The sequence below is a fragment of the Providencia sp. PROV076 genome, assembly GCF_028483405.1.
GTDB classification, from domain to species: Bacteria; Pseudomonadota; Gammaproteobacteria; order Enterobacterales; family Enterobacteriaceae; genus Providencia; species Providencia huaxiensis.
On sequence record NZ_JAMPRR010000021.1, the window covers coordinates 50,471 to 69,536 of the forward strand.

Genomic DNA, 19,066 nt, shown 5'->3' on the forward strand with positions numbered 1-19,066 from the left:
TAATAAATTCGTGCGCAAGATCACGAAAAGGTAGGACATTGATTAATATTGAAACGATTTTGGCCTTATGTCAAATAATGATGAACGTACTTTTCTCAAATGTCGATTACTTAACCAATGGCTTACGGTATAATGCCAGCCAAATAAAAACTAATAAAAGATAGTTAAAGTGAATAACCCTCCCCCAATTCAGCGCTAAAAAGTAATTCGGTGAGATAGAAAACGACAAGAGAAGATAGCTTGGGGAGCATACACAAGTATGTGACCCAAGGAGCTGAACGCAGTCAACACCCCCAGAATGTGAAATATGACGAGCATGTACGAATTTGACTTAATATTACTCCTCCTCCAGCAAATGTGCGTCTACTTAGTGATCGCATGGGTCCTCAGTCGCACCCCGCTGGTTATCCCCTTACTTAAAGTTACCATCCGCTTACCTCACAAGGTAATGTGCTACCTAATTTTTTCAGTATTTTGCATTATCGGTACTTATTTTGGTTTGCATATCAATGATTCTATTGCGAATACTCGCGCCATTGGTGCCGTACTTGGTGGCTTATTAGGTGGCCCTGCGGTAGGCTTTGCCGTCGGTTTTACTGGCGGATTACATCGTTACTCATTGGGTGGCATGAGCGCCTTTGCCTGTATGGTCTCAACGATTGTTGAAGGGTTAATTGGTGGGCTAGTTCATCGTCACTTTATGAAACGTGGCGAAATTAATAAAATTTTTAACCCTGTGATCGCCAGCTGTGTCACTTTTATTGCTGAAATCATACAGATGCTAATTATTTTGTTGTTAGCAAAACCTTTCGATGAAGCCCTCGAACTTGTTAAAAATATCGCGGCACCGATGGTTATCGCGAACACGATTGGCGCAGCCATGTTTATTCGTATTTTACTCGACCGCCGCGCTATTGTTGAAAAATACACCACTGCATTCTCTGCTCAGGCGCTAAAAATCGCCTTAACTACTGAAGGAATTCTGCGTAAAGGCTTCAATGCTGACAACAGTATGAAAGTCGCTAAGATTATTTATCAAGAATTAGAAATTGGTGCCGTTGCTATTACTGATCGTGAAAAAATACTCGCATTTATTGGTATTGGTGCTGATCACCATCGGCCCGGAACACCGATCTCATCCATTCAATCAAGACAAGCCATTGAAAATAATGAAGTTGTATATGCTGACGGTAATGAAACCCCGTATAAATGTTCATTAAGCCCTACCTGCAAGCTTGGTTCTGCATTAGTGATCCCATTACGTGGGGAAAACGAAAAGGTCATTGGCACAATAAAACTGTATGAAGCGAAAAATAGCCTGTTTAGTTCCATAAACCGGACCCTAGGTGAAGGGATCGCTAGCTTATTTTCTGCACAAATTTTAGCGGGCCAATATGAGCGCAATAAACAATCACTTTTACAGTCAGAAGTGAAGTTACTTCATGCGCAAGTGAACCCTCACTTTTTGTTCAATGTGCTCAACACGCTGCAAGCTGTGATCCGCAAAGATAGCCAGCAAGCAGGCCAGCTTGTGCAGTATATTTCGACATTTTTTCGCAATAATTTAAAACGGCCTGAACAAAATGCCACGCTTGGTGAAGAAATTGAACATATCAACGCCTATTTGCAGATAGAGAAAGCCCGTTTTCAAGAAAACTTACAGATCCATATCGAAATTCCTGAGGAAGTTAAACAGGTTGAACTTCCTGCATTTACCTTGCAACCCCTTGTTGAAAATGCAATTAAACACGGTACCTCACAGTTATTAGAGACTGGATATATTACAATACGCAGTTATATCGGTAGCAAGCACGTCTATATTGAAATAGAAGATAACGCGGGGCTCTACCAACCAGCGAAGCAAAGTGATGGCTTAGGGATGGGCTTAGTCGATAAACGCTTACGTTTAAAATATGGCGAACAATATGGTATCAGTGTAGAACATGAGCCGGAAAAATTCACTCGAATGAAAATTCGCCTGCCTTATTTGGCTACAACATAATAATGATAAAATTACCTCTATGAATGTATTGATTGTTGATGACGAACCTCTGGCACGTGAAAACGTGCGTTGCCTACTCGAAGAGCACGATGATATTGAAATTATTGGTGAATGCGCCAATGCGATTGAAGCAATTGGAATGATCCACAAAAAAAAGCCTGATGTGGTTTTTCTGGATATTCAAATGCCACGCTTAACAGGCCTTGAAATGGTGCGCATGTTAAACCCAGAAGACCGCCCCTATATTGTGTTTCTTACCGCTTTTAATGAATTTGCCATTCAGGCTTTTGAAGAACATGCATTTGATTACTTGTTAAAGCCGCTTGAAACGGAGCGACTGGAAAAAACCTTGAATCGCTTACGTCAAGGTAAGCAAAAGCAGAACCTTGAACTTCTAGCCAATAACGAACCGCTAAAATTTATTCCATGCACAGGGCACAGCCGCATTTACTTAATGAAGCTTGATGAGGTGCTATATGCCACTTCGCGTATGAGTGGTGTGTATGTGATGAGCACACAAGGGCAAGAAGGCTTTACTGAGCTCACCTTGCGCACATTAGAAATGCGCACACCATTAGTGCGCTGCCATCGCCAATATTTGGTCAATATGACTCAGCTGAATGAAATTCTGTTTGGTGATAGTGGGCAAGCAGAGTTAGTACTTAGTTCCGGTGAACATATACCTGTCAGCCGTCGTTACCTCAAACCACTGAAAGAGGCACTGGGCTTGGTTTGAATTACTAAATAATTAAAATCTCAGGCCCTCGTTGCTCTATAAGATGTAACATGCGAAGAGCTGGGCCGCTGGGTTTTTTTTCTTCTCTTTCCCACTTAGAAACGCTTTCCTTAGACATACCTAAAACTAAAGCTAATGTTGCTTGCGACATTCCATATTGAGCACGGAGTTGCTTTATTTGTGCACCACTCATCATAGGTATAACTTTTATTTTTTTATTTATATTTCGAGCTCTAACTTTCCTTTCTAAATCATTAACTAAACTTTCTGGTGCCGCATCAACATTATGTAATTCTTTAGCTAGCTCAAGCATGTTTTCTAATTTATTGCTCATCAGTAAGTTCCTCCAAAATATTACACAAAACTAAATCAGCAATTTTATCATCCGTATAGCTAAGAAAAAGTCGAGATAGGCCCTTATATGCATCTAACTCATCTTCTGCAATTTCCTTTGCTCCTTTGGAACTTATATTACTTTTATCCCACCCATCAGCAAAAAAGAGATGGTGGCTTGCTTTAAAGAAGATAATAACTCTGATCCCACCACTTTTCCCTTTCCCATTAATCGCGATCCTTTTTTTAATTACACCGCTCCCTAAGTCTGCCTCATAAAACCCCTGTAAAACTTCATTTGCAGCCTTAAGTAACTGTTTATCTTTTATATTGATTTTTTTAGTGCTTCGCTTAAATGATGAAATTTTATAGAACGCCACAACTACTCTCCATGTAGTACTCATTACTATAGTAGCAAGTGCTATTTTTGAAGGCAATCTGTATCGTTCATTTTTAAGGCAACAAAAAAACCCGCATTTCCAAGAAATACGGGTTTTCATTTATTAGGAATTAAATTCCCTAAAACCTAGCAATTACGCGTTATGGCTGCTGCTACGACGACGAGGTGCCGCATTAGTGCCATCTTGGCGTGGAGCAGAGTTACCACGGTCACGGTTACCACCGCCACGACGCTCACCACCGCCACGACGTTCGCCACCGCGCTCACCACCACGGTCATTACGACGACCTGCCCCGAAACCACCTTCGCTACCGCCTTCACGACGTGGACCACCACGACGCTCACCGCCACCGCGACGTTCGAACGGTTGTGCATCACCGATCAGCTGCATTTGAGTAGGTTTATTCAAAATACGTGCGCGACTTAAATGTGTTAACACGTCAGTTGGCATGCCTTTTGGTAATTCAATTGTCGAGTGAGTTCCGTACAATTTGATATTACCGATATAACGGCTGCTGATATCCGCTTCGTTAGCAATCGCCCCAACAATGTGACGAACTTCCACACCATCATCACGGCCAACTTCAATACGGTACATTTCCATGTCACCCACATCACGACGCTCACGACGACCGCCACGCTCACCGCGCTCAGCACGGTCAAAACCATTGCCGTTGCTGTTACGGTCACGACGATCACCACCACGACGGTCATCACGGTCATTAAATTCACGACGTGGACGACGTGGCGCATCAGGTGGCAGGATCAGTGCACGCTCACCTTGAGCCATTTTTAATAATGCCGCTGCCAATGTTTCCATGTCGACATCTTCTGATGGAGACATTTTCGCTAACAGTGAACGATATTGGTCTAAATCGCTGCTTTCTAATTGCTGTTGAATTTTCTCAGCAAATTTCGCCTGACGACGTTGGCTCAACAGATCTGCATCTGGTAATTCAACTTCAGGGATAGTCAGCTTCATCGTGCGTTCAACATTACGCAGCAGACGACGTTCACGGTTCTCAACGAACAGTAACGCACGACCTGCACGGCCTGCACGACCTGTACGACCAATACGGTGAACGTAAGACTCAGCATCCATTGGGATGTCATAGTTAACAACTAAACTAATACGCTCAACGTCCAGACCACGTGCTGCAACGTCAGTTGCGATCAAGATATCTAAACGACCATCTTTTAAGCGCTCTAAAGTTTGCTCACGCAGTGCTTGGTTCATGTCACCATTCAGTGCTGCACTGTTGTAGCCATTGCGTTCTAACGCTTCAGCCACTTCTAATGTCGCATTTTTGGTACGCACGAAAATAATCGCTGCATCGAAGTCTTCCGCTTCTAAGAAACGTACTAATGCTTCATTTTTACGCATGCCATACACTGTCCAATAGCTCTGAGCAATGTCTGGACGAGTGGTAATGCTAGCCTGAATACGAATTTCTTTCGGGTCTTTCATAAAACGACGTGTAATACGACGAATTGGCTCAGGCATTGTTGCAGAGAACAGCGCAGTTTGGTGCTCAGCTGGAATTTGGCTCATGATGTTTTCAACATCTTCAATGAAGCCCATACGCAGCATTTCATCAGCTTCGTCTAAGACTAAGCCTTTTAATTTAGAAAGATCTAACGTGCCACGTTTTAAGTGATCAAGAAGGCGACCCGGTGTACCCACAACAATTTGTGGTCCTTGGCGCAGTGCACGTAATTGTACGTCATAACGTTGACCACCATACAGGGCAACAACGTTAACGCGGTTCATATGTTTAGAGAAATCGCTCATTGCTTCCGCCACTTGAACAGCCAACTCACGAGTTGGAGCAAGTACTAAAATTTGCGGAGCTTTTAAATCTGGGTCGATGTTATGCAGTAATGGCAAACTAAATGCAGCCGTTTTGCCGCTACCCGTTTGTGCCATACCTAAAACATCATTGCCATCCATTAACAATGGAATACATTGTTGCTGGATTGGAGATGGTTTTTCATATCCCAGGTCATTCAGTGCTGTCAAAATAGATGCTGATAAACCTAACTCAGCAAAAGAAATATCGGTCTCAGTAGTCATGTAAAGGTGCCTCATACTTAATGGCAGCCAGTTTACATAACCATGGGAAAATCATTTCGGTCATTTTCATTTAAAATGTGAACTGGCTCAAATTGTGTTTATTAAACGAACAAATAGGCCGTCACCCCGAGGGATGATGACTTAAAAAAATATCGTGAAATGTTCGTCAGCTATTGCTGGCCCGATTCTAAAAGGTCGTCTTGTTCTTGGCCTAACAGCGCCAATTCCAACAATGCATAGCGGTGTTCAACAAAGCTGTGAGCGTTGTTAGCCACCGTCAGTTTGAATAACGCAACTGCGCTATTCTTATCCCCCAGACTTAGGTAATGTTTACCTAAATAGAAGTTAGTTTCACTGAGATGCTCAGCGAGCGAAGTGTTATCCGTAGATGTTTCTTTCAAACGCTCCATCAATGTCGTTTCATTGATGTTGCCAAGATAGAATTCTACGATATTCCAGCCCCATTGCCCTTTCTCCGCTTGGTTGTAGCGGACGGCAAGATTATCTTGCGCCATACGCGGGTCTATGTCTTTCTCTACGAGATAAAGCCACAGAGTACGAAAAGGATCATTTGGATCTATCTGATAATACGCCAGCAGATCATCCTGCGCTAGTTTGTATCGTTCACCGTAATATAATGCGATGCCACGATTCATTCGCGCGAAATTGTAAGTTGGATCAAGCTCTAAAACAGAATCAAACGCTTCATAGGCAGCATCATAATTCCCTGCCTGCGTAAAATATATCCCTAAAAAATTAAAAACTTCAGGAATATCAGGACGAATGGCTAACGCAGTTGAAAAATCATTACGCGCCAGCGCCCTTAAACCGAGACTATCATACAACACACCGCGCTCATATAAAAGCTGTGCGTATTCATCATCGGTTAAAGACCGGCTCGCAAGGATTTGTTCCATACGAGCCAGTATCACTTCTTGTTGCAATGAAGGTTGAAGTGGAACGGCAAATACCTCGTTCTTTCGCCAATCTTTGCTACTACATCCAATAATAACAAAAAAGATAAGCGCCAAGAGCACACGCAGTAACGTGCGATAATCTCTCACCCGAAGACAGATACTGTTCAACATACTCCGCCCTTACATTACCACGCTTTACAAATTATGGTTTCAGCAAACTTAGGCTGATAGCGCCCTAACTTAATAGAGCGCTGTTAGGCCAGCTTACTCTGCTGAGTCCTGCGGTTGCGCTGCTTGTTCTTCAGTTGCTACCGCTTCTTTCATGCTAAGACGGATACGCCCTTGACGGTCGATTTCCAATACTTTAACAGGAACTTCTTGACCCATTTGCAGGTAATCAGTCACTTTCTCAACACGTTTGTCCGCGATTTGAGAAATGTGAACCAGACCTTCTTTACCGCCACCGATAGCAACAAATGCACCAAAGTCGACGATGCGAGTTACTTTACCTGGGTAAATGCGGCCCACTTCAACTTCTGCAGTAATGTCTTCGATACGACGAATAGCTTCTTTCGCTTTTATGCCATCCGTTGCTGCAATCTTCACAGTACCGTCATCTTCGATTTCGATTGTTGTGCCTGTCTCTTCCGTTAACGCACGGATCACAGAACCACCTTTACCGATGACATCTTTGATTTTGTCTGGGTTGATGCGGATAGTGTAAATACGTGGAGCAAATTCAGAGATTTCTTCACGTGGACCATTGATTGCTTGTTCCATCGTACCAAGAATGTGCAAACGCGCACCTTTTGCTTGGTTTAATGCAACTTGCATGATCTCACTAGTGATACCTTCGATTTTGATGTCCATTTGCAGTGCGCTGATACCTTCACGGCTACCAGCTACTTTAAAGTCCATATCACCTAAGTGGTCTTCATCACCTAAGATATCGGACAGAACAACGAAGTCGTTGCCTTCTTTTACCAGACCCATGGCAATACCAGCAACCGCTGCTTTAATTGGTACACCAGCATCCATCAGAGCCAGAGACGCACCACAAACAGACGCCATTGAAGACGAGCCGTTAGATTCAGTAATCTCAGACACCACACGTACTGTGTATGGGAAATCTGCGTGGTCAGGCATAACAGCTAACACACCGCGTTTCGCTAAACGGCCATGGCCAATTTCACGACGTTTTGGTGAACCAACCATGCCGGTTTCACCGACAGAGTATGGAGGGAAGTTGTAATGGAATAAGAAACGGTCAGTGTACTCGCCCATTAATTGGTCGATAACTTGTGCATCACGCTCTGTACCTAATGTTGCAGTCACTAACGCCTGAGTTTCACCACGAGTGAACAACGCAGAACCGTGAGTGCGTGGCAGAACACCAGTACGTACATCCAGTGCACGGACCATATCTTTTTCGCGACCATCGATACGTGGCTCACCACGAATAACACGGCTACGAACCACTTGTTTTTCTAAGTTAGCTAAAATATCACCCACTTCAGAAACATCAACGTTTTCATCTTCTGCAACTAATACCGCAGTGACTTCTTCTTTGATTAAGTCAACTTGTGCGTAACGTTCTTGTTTCTCAGTAATGCGGTATGCATCACCCATACGGCTTTCTGCTAATGCAGCAACACGGTCGTTCAGAGCTTGGTTAACTGGCTCTGGCTGCCAATCCCATTTCTCTTTACCGGCTTCTTTCACTAATTCATTGATATTCTGAATAACAACTTGTTGTTGATCGTGGCCAAATACCACCGCACCTAACATTTGTTCTTCACTTAATAAATCAGCTTCAGATTCAACCATTAATACCGCGTTATCAGTACCTGCAACCACTAAGTCTAAACGGCTATTTTTCAGCTCGTCCGCTGTTGGGTTCAGAACATATTGGTCGTTGATAAAACCAACACGAGCCGCACCGATTGGGCCATTGAATGGAACACCAGACAGCGCTAATACCGCAGATGCACCGATCATCGCAACGATATCTGGGTTAACTTGTGGGTTAACAGAGACAACGGTCGCAATGATTTGAATTTCGTTGTAAAAACCTTCTGGGAACAGAGGACGCAGAGGACGGTCAATCAAACGTGCGATTAACGTTTCGCCTTCACCAGGACGACCTTCACGACGGAAGAAACTTCCCGGGATACGGCCCGCTGCATATGTACGTTCTTGATAGTTAACCGTTAAAGGGAAGAAGTCTTGGCCTTCTTTCACTTTCTTCTGTGCAACTGCAGTTACAAATACTGCAGTGTCATCCATGTTAACCATAACAGCAGCAGATGCTTGGCGTGCAATCATACCTGTTTCAATCGAAACAGTATGTTGACCATATTGGAATTTACGAACAATAGGATTTAACACTATATTACCCTTTTTGTAAGGCACCTTGAGATTCTCAGGGTGCATTGGCTTACTCTTCCTACTACAGCCTCGCGACTAATGAGAATACTGATATTCCCGTGATCAATTCTCTCATTAGCCGCGCGAATCGGATGTAGCGAAGAGGCATTAATAAAACTGCTTACTACGACTTATAGCTTAGCATTTAAGTTAAGTATAATTCGAGTATTACTTCAACTTTCAAAATAACTTTTAGAAGAAAAGGGGCCATTTGGCCCCTTTCCCCTGAAACTGACAAGATTAACGACGCAGACCTAAACGCTCGATAAGAGCTGTGTAGCGCGCGATATCTTTACCTTTCAAGTAAGCTTGTAAGCGACGACGCTGAGCAACCATACGCAGCAGACCACGACGGCTGTGGTGATCTTTTTTGTGCTCTGCAAAGTGGCTTTGCAGGTGGTTGATTTGTGCAGTCAGCAGAGCGATTTGAACTTCGCTTGAACCAGTGTCATTTTCACCGCGGCCGAACTCAGCAACGATTTTAGCTTTCGCTTCATTACTTAGAGACATAATAAACTCCAAAATGATTAATGTAAGTGATGAGAGCCAATCTCTAATTTAGCATCTCAAGATTAAGCGCCGCTATTCTACGCTGCTTAAGGCAGCAAAGCAATAAGCGCCACTATGCGGACGGTTCATTTTCCACGACCAAACGCTTCGGTGCAAGTCGGCCATCTTCGCTGATAAGAGCAATACCGATAAACCGTTGCGCTTCACCGCAGGTGACACGTACCATACAACCCTCTTCAAGGGCTTGGACTGCGGCTCTCACAGGTTGACCCTGTTTGAAATAAGCCGCTGTTTCTTCTGTAATATTTACTGCTGGAAAATGAACAACTGCGGTATCCATTGGCAATAATAAAGAGTCAAGCAAGGACTCAAAAGAACCTTCACCCGCATCGACTTTTGCCCGTAAAGCGGCTAGTTGCTCCAATGTTACCATTCGCTCATAAGGATAGTTAGCCACTTGCACTCGACGCAGGTAAATGACATGCGCACCACAGCCTAACATCTCACCTAAATCATCGATAATTGTACGAATATAGGTGCCTTTAGAACAGTGTATTTCCAGTTCTAATTCGTTATTTTCTAAACGAATAAACTGTAATTCATACACTGTAATTGGACGAGCTTCACGTTCAACGGTAATACCTTTACGCGCATATTCATACAATGGACGACCTTGGTGTTTCAACGCTGAATACATTGAAGGAACTTGTAATGTATCACCACGGAAAAATTCTAAAGCATCATCCAGTTGCTGCTGTGTAAACTCTACGTTACGCTCACTAATAATTTCGCCATGTGAATCTGACGTATCAGTACGCTGCCCAAGACGAGCAATGACGCGATAACGTTTATCTGAATCGAGTAAAAACTGGGAAAATTTCGTCGCTTCGCCGAGACAAACAGGCAACATTCCTGTTGCTAGAGGGTCAAGTGCCCCCGTGTGCCCAGCTTTATTGGCATTAAAAAAGCGCCGCACTTTCTGCAGCGCATCATTTGAAGAAATATCCGTGGGTTTATCCAGCAGCACTACACCGTCAATATTACGGCCGCTACGACGACGCCCCATTATTTTTCCTCTTTATCACTAACATCCGCACGACGTTTTTCATCATCGCGGATCACATTTGACACTAAATTAGACATCCGCATACCGTCAACAAGTGAATTATCATATTCAAATGTTAACTCAGGAATAATACGCAAGCGCATTGCTTTCCCAATTAATGAACGTATAAAACCAGACGCTTCATTTAATGCTTTAATGCCATCTGCAACCATTTCTTCTTCGCTTTTATCATTAGCGATATTGAAAAAAGTCACAAAGACTTTACCGTATGCAAGGTCACGAGATAACTCGACACCTGAAACAGTAGCCATACCAATACGCGGATCTTTGATCTCGCGCTGTAAAATGATCGCAATTTCTTTTTGCATCTCTTGTGCTACGCGTTGTGCACGACTGAATTCTTTTGCCATCGTTATATCTCCTGACAATAAAGGGGGCAAGCGCCCCCTCATTCATACTGGTTTGTCACCACGACATTTCGTGGGTACTCACAAAATTAACCGTCGATAGAACGTTTAACTTCAATGATTTCGAAGACTTCGATCATATCGCCGACACGGACATCATTGTAGTTCTTAACGCCGATACCACATTCCATGCCGTTACGAACTTCGCTGACGTCATCTTTAAAGCGACGCAGTGATTCTAACTCACCTTCATAGATAACGACGTTATCACGCAGGACACGGATTGGGTTGTTACGTTTAATGGTACCTTCAGTAACCATACAACCAGCAACAGCGCCGAATTTCGGTGATTTAAACACATCACGAACTTCTGCAAGACCAATAATTTGCTGCTTGTATTCAGGCGCTAACATACCGCTCATCGCTTGTTTGATTTCATCAATTAAGCTATAGATAACAGAGTAGTAGCGTAAGTCAACGCTTTCACTTTCAATCACACGACGCGCAGAAGCATCTGCACGTACGTTGAAGCCTAAAATGATAGCATTCGATGCCGCTGCTAATGTTGCGTCAGTTTCAGTGATACCACCAACACCAGAACCGATGATTTTAATTTTAACTTCATCAGTCGACAGCTTCATTAGAGAGTCAGTAATCGCTTCACAAGTACCTTGAACATCGGTTTTCAGAACGATATTCAGCTCAGAAACTTTACCTTCTTCCATGTTAGCAAACATGTTTTCCAGTTTAGATTTCTGCTGACGAGCGAGTTTAACATCACGGAATTTACCTTGACGATACAGGGCAACTTCACGTGCTTTTTTCTCGTCACGTACAACTGTCGCTTCATCACCTGCAGAAGGTACGCTAGACAGACCTAAAATCTCGACTGGCATTGAAGGACCTGCAGACTGAACATCTTTACCTAATTCGTTACGCATTGCACGAATACGGCCATATTCGAAACCACACAGGACGATGTCGCCTTTGTTCAGTGTACCTTCTTGAACTAAGATTGTCGCAACTGGGCCACGACCTTTGTCCAGATAAGATTCAACGACCACACCACTCGCCATACCGGTATAAACAGCTTTAAGTTCTAATACTTCAGCTTGCAGCAACAGCGCATCAAGTAAATCGTCAATACCTGTACCCACTTTCGCAGATACACCGATAAATTGAGTGTCACCGCCCCACTCTTCAGAAATAACACCGTACTGAGACAGTTCATTTCTTACACGGTCAATGTCAGCTTCTGGCTTATCAATTTTGTTCACTGCAACTACGATTGGCACACCCGCCGCTTTTGCGTGCTGGATAGCTTCGATTGTTTGTGGCATTACACCATCGTCCGCAGCAACAACCAGTACAACGATATCTGTTGCCTGAGCACCACGAGCACGCATAGAAGTAAACGCGGCGTGACCTGGGGTATCTAAGAAGGTAATCATACCTTTGTCAGTTTGGACGTGGTATGCACCAATGTGCTGAGTAATACCACCCGCTTCGCCTGACGCCACTTTCGTTGAACGGATGTAGTCAAGTAAAGAAGTTTTACCGTGGTCAACGTGACCCATGATAGTAACAACTGGTGCACGTGGCTCTTGCATTGCAGAGCCTGTGTCACGGTCATTCATTACTGACTCTTCTAATTCGTTTTCACGACGCAGAATAACTTTGTGGCCCATTTCTTCTGCAACTAACTGTGCAGTTTCTTGGTCAATCACTTGGTTGATAGTCGCCATTGCGCCCATCTTCATCATCGTTTTGATGACTTGAGAACCTTTTACTGCCATTTTATTAGCAAGTTCACCAACAGTGATCGTTTCACCAATCACAACATCACGGTTAACCGCAGCTGCTGGCTTAGTAAAGCTTTGTTGTAAAGAACTACCTTTACGTTGTTTACCTTTACTGCGACCTGAACGGCCTGCGGCGCGTTCTTCTTCGCGATCTGCTTTTTCAGAAAGTTTATTACCTTTCTTTTGGCGAGGTGCTTTTGCAGTACGATTACGTGAACGACGGCCTTCTTCTTTCTCATCACTTTCATCTTCAGCCGCACGAGCGTGCGTCGAAGTTGTCGTGTGATAATCGCTGTCTTCTTCAGTTTTCGTTTCAGCAGTCCACTTTTCACCGTTTTCTTCTGCCATTTTGCGAGCTTCTTCAGCTACACGGCGTGCTTCTGCTTCAACTTTGCGCTGAGTTTCTTCTTCAGCTTTACGTTTTAGCTCCGCAGCTTCAGCTTCACGGCGTTGTTTGTCGGCATTACTTTCTACAGCTTTGCCTGTCTTTTGTTGATTTTCGCTTGGTTTCACTTTTTCTCTTTCCGCTGCTTCGCGCGTAGCTTTATCTGCTGCTTCACGTTTTGCTTTCTCTTGGGCTTCACGTTTTGCCTTTTCTTCCGCTTCACGTTTAGCGGTTTCTTCTGCTAATCGTTTTGCTTCTGCTTGACGTTGTGCCAGTTCTTCAGCTTCGCGCTGTGCCTGCTCTTCCGCTTCACGCTGCGCCTGCTCTTCCGCTTTTGCTTCTTCAGCATCACGGTTCACATAAGTGCGTTTTTTGCGGACTTCGACATTTACCGATTTGCTTTTGCCACCGGTGACGGGGACACTCAGCGTACTACGAGTTTTGCGCTGTAGTGTCATTTTGCTTGGCTGACCCGTTGCCCCGCCTTGTTCACGGTTTAAATGGCTCAGTAAAGCTTCTTTTTCTGACTGGCTAACAGAGTCATTCTCACCTTTTTTGATCCCTGCTTCAGCAAATTGCTGTACCAGGCGATCAACTGTGGTTTGAATTTCCGTTGCCAATGTTTTTACAGTTTCTGTCATGCCGTTCCTTCCTGCTACAGTGTTTACGCATCGTTACCGAACCAGCAAATATTACGTGCGGCCATGATGAGCGTACCTGCTTTCTCATCATCCAGACCTTCAATATCAATCAGGTCGTCGATGCCCTGCTCAGCAAGATCTTCCAGTGTACAGATTCCACGAGTAGCCAAATTATAGGCAAGAGTACGATCCATACCTTCAAGATTCAATAAATCTTCTGCTGGCTGATTATCACCTAGGCTCTCTTTTTGAGCCAATTCTATTGTGGTGAGGGCCGCTTTCGCTCTTTCACGTAGAACTTCAACAGTCTCTTCGTCAAGACCATCAATTTCCAGAAGTTCATTAATAGGCACGTAAGCCAGTTCTTCTAACGTCGAGAAGCCTTCTTCAACAAGTGCAGTGGCAAACTCTTCATCAATATCAAGATGCTTGGTGAATGTATCAATAGAAGCATGTGCTTCTGCCTGATGTTTTGCATTGAGCTCTTCTGCGGTCATGACATTTAATTCCCATTTGTCATCACCACGGTGTTTTTTCAGTAATTGAGCTGCCAGACGCACGTTTTGACCGTTACGCCCAATGGCTTGTGCCAAATTACTACTTTCTACGGCAACATCCATCGTACATTTGTCTTCATCGACGACAATAGATGCAACATCAGCCGGAGCCATAGCATTAATAACGAACTGAGCTGGGTTATCATCCCATAACACAATATCAATTCTTTCGCCGCCTAGTTCACTAGAAACGGCTTGAACACGTGCACCACGCATACCAACACAAGCACCAACTGGGTCGATACGCTTGTCATTAGTTTTAACTGCGATTTTTGCACGAGAACCTGGATCACGGGCAGCGGCTTTGATTTCAATAATTTCTTCGCCGATTTCTGGCACTTCAATGCGGAATAATTCAATCAACATTTCAGGGCGAGAACGCGTAACAAAAAGCTGTGCGCCGCGTGCTTCAGGACGAACATCATACAGGACTCCGCGGATACGGTCACCTGGACGGAAGTTTTCACGTGGCAACATATCTTCACGCAGAATAACGGCTTCAGCGTTATTGCCTAAATCTAACGTGATATTTTCACGATTAACTTTTTTTACCTGAGCAGTGATGATTTCACCTTGTTGCTCACGGAATTGGTCAACAACCATCGCACGTTCTGCTTCACGAACTTTCTGTACGATAACTTGTTTAGCTGTTTGAGTGGTAATACGGTCAAATACAACAGACTCGATTTGGTCTTCGACGTACTCTCCAAGCTGCAGCGCTGGATCTTCGTATTGAGCCGCTTCCAACGTAATTTCACGTGTTGGCATTGTGACTTCTTCCACAATTAACCAACGACGGAACGTGTCGAAATCACCTGATTTACGGTCAATTTCCACACGGACATCAATTTCTTGCTCGTATTTCTTTTTAGTCGCCGTCGCTAATGCAGTTTCCAGAGCCTCGAAGATTTTTTCACGAGGGAGGGATTTTTCGTTAGAAACCGCTTCTACAACAGCCAGAATTTCTTTATTCATCCTAGTTGCCTCATTGAACTTTATTAAAAGTGGGGTACCAAGTTAGCTTTCTGGATGTTGCCGAGGGCGAACACCTCATCCTTACCATCTACAGTAACCGTAATCATTTCACCGTCTATGGCCTTAATAATTCCTTGCCACTTACGGCGGTTCTGCATTGCTATACGCAAAGTCAATGCCACCTCTTCCCCCATAAAACGCTCGTAATGCGCAATGGTGAATAATGGACGCTCAAGCCCTGGTGACGATATTTCCAGGTTATAAATGACAGAAATTGGATCTTCAACGTCCAATACTGCACTGACCTGATGGCTGACATCAGCACAATCATCAACAGTGATGCCTTCTTCACTATCAATGAAGACACGCAGTGTTGATGTACGGCCACGGACAAACTCTAAGCCTACAAATTCAAAGCCTAGCGCCTCCACAGGTGCTGAGATCATCTCTGTTAATTTCTGTTCTAATGTGGACAAGCCCACCCCCAGACATAAAAAAAGGGCTATAAAAGCCCAGTTAATTCGATTGTCAAATAACAAAAAACCCCGAAATTCGGGGCTTTATGCAACTGGACCCTGTAGTGCACGGGTTCACCATATTCTTATTATACCTGTAAAATCTAGAGAAATCGATGAGAAATTTTGAGAGCTGTTAGATAACTGCACTTGATTACTACACCGGATAACTACTATAGACTACGATACTGACAAGGTATGTTGAATAAGAAATGGTTGCGGGAGCCGGATTTGAACCGACGACCTTCGGGTTATGAGCCCGACGAGCTACCAAGCTGCTCCATCCCGCGTTCGAAAACGTGTCATATTCTACACGGATAACCTGTAAATCACAAGCTATCTAAAATAATGGTGCCGAGGACGGGACTTGAACCCGTACGCCCGTTTTGTAGGCACTACCACCTCAAGGTAGCGTGTATACCAATTTCACCACCTCGGCACTGAGGCGAGGTTATCAATACTTAATCAATAACCTCAAATTTTAATTTCTCACTCATCGCTGAGCTTACTACTTAATGATGGCATTAGTTGCCTTCATTCGGAATCTTTCACACTTAACGAGGGATATCGCTCGTTGGTGTAGCTGGTGCTGCCGGAACGTCTGTTGGTTGCTCGACTTTAGTAGGTTCACTAATGTTTTCCCACTTACTACCACTACCAGTTCCGTACTTGTTGGCAGTCATATTGCCAAGTATTAAACTGATGATGAAAAACACAGCAGCCAAGATCCCAGTCATACGGGTCATGAAGTTACCTGAACCCGATGAACCAAACAGTGTTGCAGAAGCGCCCGCACCGAATGAAGCTCCCATGTCAGCACCTTTACCTTGCTGTAACATGATCAGACCAATAAGCCCGATAGCCGCTAGCAAGAATATAATTAAAAGAGCTACATACATTTGAGTTACCTATTCAGTTGCGGTGCATAGCGTAATGCTATGACCTTTATCACTGCACACCTACTCATTTCGACCGCGAAGAAACACTCTTACGGGATTGAGCAGGTGCGAATACTAACCAAAGCTGAGCAGACAAGCAAGTCTATTTTGACTCCATTTGATTATTTGCAGAAAAAAACAACAAATCATCAAAATATTGCTCAGCTTCACCAATAACAACTTAGCCAGCTGCTTTTACGGCATCAGCAATGCGGTTTGCCATTGCAGTCACATCAGCTTCGTTTTCTCCTTCAACCATGACACGGATTAACGGTTCTGTTCCTGATTTTCTCAGTAACACACGGCCTTTTCCTGCCAATTGTTTTTCAACTTCTTCGTTCGCAGCAACTACCGCATCACTCTGTAGTGGATCGTGTTGGCCTTTGAAACGAACATTAACTAGCACTTGAGGCAATAATTTCATACCACTACATAAGTCGTGTAGGCTCATGTGGTTACGTACCATTGCACTTAATACTTGCAAGCCCGCTACAATCCCGTCACCGGTAGTCGTTTTATCTAATAAAATCACGTGACCTGAGTTTTCAGCCCCCATGCGCCAGCCTTTTTCCTGTAGTTTTTCGAGCACATAGCGGTCGCCCACTTTTGCACGCTCAAAAGGAATTCCTAGCTGTTTTAGGGCGATTTCTAACCCCATATTACTCATCAAGGTTCCGATAACGCCACCTTTAAGCTGACCTTGGCGTAGCGCTTCACGAGCAATAATAAAGAGAATTTGGTCACCATCAACTTTTTCACCGAGGTGGTCGACCATAATAATGCGGTCGCCATCACCATCAAATGCTAAACCGACGTGGGCTTTTTCTTCTAATACTTTTTGTTGTAACTGACGTACATCCGTTGCACCACATTCTTCATTGATGTTAATCCCGTTCGGATCGCAACCAATAGTGATGACTTCAGCCCCTAATTCACGAAACACATTTGGTGCGATGTGATAAGTAGCCCCGTTAGCACAGTCAATGACGATTTTTAAGCTAGACAGGCTTTGTTCGCTTGGGAACGTTCCTTTACAGAACTCAATATAACGGCCTGCAGCATCGACTATGCGGTTTGCACGACCTAACTCTGCTGACTCAACGCAGGTAATCGGCTTTTCCATTTCAGCTTCAATGGCTTCTTCTACTTCATCAGGCAGCTTAGTTCCATCAATTGAGAAGAATTTGATCCCATTATCATAATAAGGGTTATGAGATGCGGAAATCACAATCCCCGCTTCTGCACGGAAAGTGCGTGTTAAATAAGCGACTGCAGGGGTTGGCATTGGGCCTGTGAAAGATGCAGATAGACCTGCAGCTGCTAAGCCTGCTTCTAAAGAGGATTCCAACATATAGCCAGAAATACGCGTATCTTTACCAATAATAATTTTACGTGAGCCATGACGTGCAAGGACTTTCCCTGCCGCCCAACCTAATTTTAAAACAAAATCAGGGGTAATTGGGCTATCGCCCACTTTGCCACGAATACCATCAGTACCAAAATATTTACGGTCGCTCATACGCTTATTTTTCCTTTTCTGACAGAGTCATCTGTACCACTTGCATCGCTTGCACGGTTTCTTTGACATCATGAACTCGAATGATGTGTGCCCCTTGCATCGCAGCAATCACTGCACAAGTTAGGCTGCCTGCGAGGCGTTCTTGTGGTGGAACATTCAATAATTGTCCAATCATAGATTTACGTGACATCCCTGCCAATAGCGGTAGTCCGAAATTATGAAATTGTTCTAAGTTTGCCAATAACTGGTAATTATGCGACAAGTTTTTGCCAAAGCCAAAGCCTGGATCAAGGATAATTTGCTGTCTATCAATCCCGGCCGTCACGCATCGGGTGATTTCAGCGTTAAGATAGTCTTTTACTTCACGCACCACGTTTTCATAATTCGGTGCTTCTTGCATCGTTCTTGGCTGACCTTGCATATGCATAATACACACGGGTAAACCTGTTTTCGCAGCGACTTCTAATGCATCCGGCTCATGAAGCGAGCGAATATCATTGATGATATGCATACCTGCATTTGCAGCTTCTGCCATAACTTGTGCTTTAGATGTATCGACTGAAACCCACACATCAAAACGTTGCGCTATCGCTTCAACCACAGGGATAACTCTATCAAGTTCCTCATTCACAGAGACTTCGGCAGCGCCAGGACGGGTTGATTCACCTCCGATATCAATGATAGCCGCACCGTGTTGAACCATTTTGGCCACATGTTCAAGCGCATCCTGATAACGATTATGAGTGCCACCATCTGAAAATGAATCAGGAGTAACATTCAAAATCCCCATCACCTTAGGTGTTGATAAGTCAAGGGCACTGCCTCTCGCTTTGATCTGCATTGTTATTTTTCCTTAACGAAA

Annotated in this window: 16 protein-coding genes and 2 tRNA genes; 2 read left to right on the forward strand and 16 right to left on the reverse strand. The window is 44.0% G+C overall.

What is annotated here, in order from left to right:
* Positions 1 to 316 precede the first annotated feature (316 nt).
* Positions 317 to 2,002, forward strand: a complete 1,686-nt coding sequence (locus PSF67_RS14645; RefSeq protein WP_102138263.1) for a sensor histidine kinase — start codon at positions 317 to 319, stop codon at positions 2,000 to 2,002.
* Between the two features lie 19 nt (positions 2,003 to 2,021).
* Positions 2,022 to 2,738, forward strand: a complete 717-nt coding sequence (gene btsR, locus PSF67_RS14650; RefSeq protein WP_272677219.1) for a two-component system response regulator BtsR — start codon at positions 2,022 to 2,024, stop codon at positions 2,736 to 2,738.
* A 4-nt stretch (positions 2,739 to 2,742) separates the two neighbouring features.
* Here the strand turns inward: btsR and PSF67_RS14655 are convergent, their stop codons facing one another.
* From PSF67_RS14655 to folP, 16 genes are all read right to left on the reverse strand, one after another.
* Positions 2,743 to 3,072: a helix-turn-helix domain-containing protein gene (locus tag PSF67_RS14655; RefSeq protein WP_102138206.1), complete on the reverse strand. Its 330-nt coding sequence runs from the start codon at positions 3,070 to 3,072 to the stop codon at positions 2,743 to 2,745.
* On the reverse strand, positions 3,062 to 3,571 hold the full coding sequence (locus PSF67_RS14660) for a type II toxin-antitoxin system RelE/ParE family toxin (protein ID WP_311136305.1): 510 nt from the start codon (positions 3,569 to 3,571) through the stop codon (positions 3,062 to 3,064). The genes PSF67_RS14655 and PSF67_RS14660 overlap by 11 nt, the downstream gene beginning before the upstream one ends.
* 33 nt (positions 3,572 to 3,604) lie before the next feature.
* On the reverse strand, positions 3,605 to 5,545 hold the full coding sequence (locus PSF67_RS14665; RefSeq protein WP_102138207.1) for a DEAD/DEAH family ATP-dependent RNA helicase: 1,941 nt from the start codon (positions 5,543 to 5,545) through the stop codon (positions 3,605 to 3,607).
* A 170-nt stretch (positions 5,546 to 5,715) separates the two neighbouring features.
* Positions 5,716 to 6,633 carry a lipoprotein NlpI gene (nlpI, locus tag PSF67_RS14670; RefSeq protein WP_272677220.1) on the reverse strand — a complete coding sequence of 306 codons (918 nt, stop codon included), beginning with the start codon at positions 6,631 to 6,633 and terminating at the stop codon, positions 5,716 to 5,718.
* 93 nt (positions 6,634 to 6,726) lie between these two features.
* A complete protein-coding gene (gene pnp, locus PSF67_RS14675) occupies positions 6,727 to 8,850 on the reverse strand; it encodes a polyribonucleotide nucleotidyltransferase (protein ID WP_102138266.1) in 2,124 nt (707 codons plus the stop codon).
* A gap of 279 nt (positions 8,851 to 9,129) precedes the next feature.
* Entirely contained in the window at positions 9,130 to 9,399 is a 270-nt protein-coding gene (rpsO, locus tag PSF67_RS14680) for a 30S ribosomal protein S15 (protein WP_004905890.1), read from the reverse strand.
* A gap of 112 nt (positions 9,400 to 9,511) precedes the next feature.
* On the reverse strand, positions 9,512 to 10,465 hold the full coding sequence (gene truB, locus PSF67_RS14685; protein ID WP_102138208.1) for a tRNA pseudouridine(55) synthase TruB: 954 nt from the start codon (positions 10,463 to 10,465) through the stop codon (positions 9,512 to 9,514).
* Positions 10,465 to 10,875 carry a 30S ribosome-binding factor RbfA gene (gene rbfA / locus PSF67_RS14690; protein ID WP_004905894.1) on the reverse strand — a complete coding sequence of 137 codons (411 nt, stop codon included), beginning with the start codon at positions 10,873 to 10,875 and terminating at the stop codon, positions 10,465 to 10,467. The genes truB and rbfA overlap by 1 nt, the downstream gene beginning before the upstream one ends.
* An 86-nt stretch (positions 10,876 to 10,961) precedes the next feature.
* Complete coding sequence (infB, locus tag PSF67_RS14695) at positions 10,962 to 13,700, reverse strand: translation initiation factor IF-2 (protein ID WP_195697863.1); 2,739 nt, start codon at positions 13,698 to 13,700, stop codon at positions 10,962 to 10,964.
* A 23-nt stretch (positions 13,701 to 13,723) separates the two neighbouring features.
* Positions 13,724 to 15,232 (reverse strand): transcription termination factor NusA, encoded by a 1,509-nt coding sequence (gene nusA / locus PSF67_RS14700; protein ID WP_004905898.1) that lies wholly within the window; start codon positions 15,230 to 15,232, stop codon positions 13,724 to 13,726.
* A 23-nt stretch (positions 15,233 to 15,255) separates the two neighbouring features.
* Positions 15,256 to 15,708 carry a ribosome maturation factor RimP gene (gene rimP, locus PSF67_RS14705; RefSeq protein WP_036958775.1) on the reverse strand — a complete coding sequence of 151 codons (453 nt, stop codon included), beginning with the start codon at positions 15,706 to 15,708 and terminating at the stop codon, positions 15,256 to 15,258.
* Positions 15,709 to 15,960: 252 nt separating this feature from the next.
* Positions 15,961 to 16,037: transfer RNA gene (locus PSF67_RS14710), tRNA-Met, on the reverse strand.
* 59 nt (positions 16,038 to 16,096) lie between these two features.
* Positions 16,097 to 16,186, reverse strand: a tRNA-Leu gene (locus PSF67_RS14715).
* Between the two features lie 115 nt (positions 16,187 to 16,301).
* Positions 16,302 to 16,646 carry a preprotein translocase subunit SecG gene (secG, locus tag PSF67_RS14720; protein WP_004905902.1) on the reverse strand — a complete coding sequence of 115 codons (345 nt, stop codon included), beginning with the start codon at positions 16,644 to 16,646 and terminating at the stop codon, positions 16,302 to 16,304.
* A gap of 220 nt (positions 16,647 to 16,866) precedes the next feature.
* Positions 16,867 to 18,204 (reverse strand): phosphoglucosamine mutase, encoded by a 1,338-nt coding sequence (gene glmM / locus PSF67_RS14725; protein WP_166264004.1) that lies wholly within the window; start codon positions 18,202 to 18,204, stop codon positions 16,867 to 16,869.
* Positions 18,205 to 18,208: 4 nt separating this feature from the next.
* The gene (gene folP, locus PSF67_RS14730) at positions 18,209 to 19,045 is read right to left on the reverse strand and encodes a dihydropteroate synthase (RefSeq protein ID WP_272677223.1); all 837 of its coding nucleotides are present in this window, start codon (positions 19,043 to 19,045) and stop codon (positions 18,209 to 18,211) included.
* Between the last annotated feature and the right edge of the window lie 21 nt (positions 19,046 to 19,066).

Excerpts from the sequence above, each read along its gene's own strand:
- PSF67_RS14645 (WP_102138263.1), top strand. The coding sequence starts at position 317 with ATGTACGAATTTGACTTAATATTACTCCTCCTCCAGCAAATGTGCGTC.
- btsR (WP_272677219.1), top strand. The coding sequence starts at position 2,022 with ATGAATGTATTGATTGTTGATGACGAACCTCTGGCACGTGAAAACGTG.
- PSF67_RS14655 (WP_102138206.1), bottom strand. The coding sequence starts at position 3,072 with ATGAGCAATAAATTAGAAAACATGCTTGAGCTAGCTAAAGAATTACAT.
- PSF67_RS14660 (WP_311136305.1), bottom strand. The coding sequence starts at position 3,571 with ATGAAAACCCGTATTTCTTGGAAATGCGGGTTTTTTTGTTGCCTTAAA.
- PSF67_RS14665 (WP_102138207.1), bottom strand. The coding sequence starts at position 5,545 with ATGACTACTGAGACCGATATTTCTTTTGCTGAGTTAGGTTTATCAGCA.
- nlpI (WP_272677220.1), bottom strand. The coding sequence starts at position 6,633 with ATGTTGAACAGTATCTGTCTTCGGGTGAGAGATTATCGCACGTTACTG.
- rpsO (WP_004905890.1), bottom strand. The coding sequence starts at position 9,399 with ATGTCTCTAAGTAATGAAGCGAAAGCTAAAATCGTTGCTGAGTTCGGC.
- truB (WP_102138208.1), bottom strand. The coding sequence starts at position 10,465 with ATGGGGCGTCGTCGTAGCGGCCGTAATATTGACGGTGTAGTGCTGCTG.
- rbfA (WP_004905894.1), bottom strand. The coding sequence starts at position 10,875 with ATGGCAAAAGAATTCAGTCGTGCACAACGCGTAGCACAAGAGATGCAA.
- infB (WP_195697863.1), bottom strand. The coding sequence starts at position 13,700 with ATGACAGAAACTGTAAAAACATTGGCAACGGAAATTCAAACCACAGTT.
- nusA (WP_004905898.1), bottom strand. The coding sequence starts at position 15,232 with ATGAATAAAGAAATTCTGGCTGTTGTAGAAGCGGTTTCTAACGAAAAA.
- secG (WP_004905902.1), bottom strand. The coding sequence starts at position 16,646 with ATGTATGTAGCTCTTTTAATTATATTCTTGCTAGCGGCTATCGGGCTT.
- glmM (WP_166264004.1), bottom strand. The coding sequence starts at position 18,204 with ATGAGCGACCGTAAATATTTTGGTACTGATGGTATTCGTGGCAAAGTG.
- folP (WP_272677223.1), bottom strand. The coding sequence starts at position 19,045 with ATGCAGATCAAAGCGAGAGGCAGTGCCCTTGACTTATCAACACCTAAG.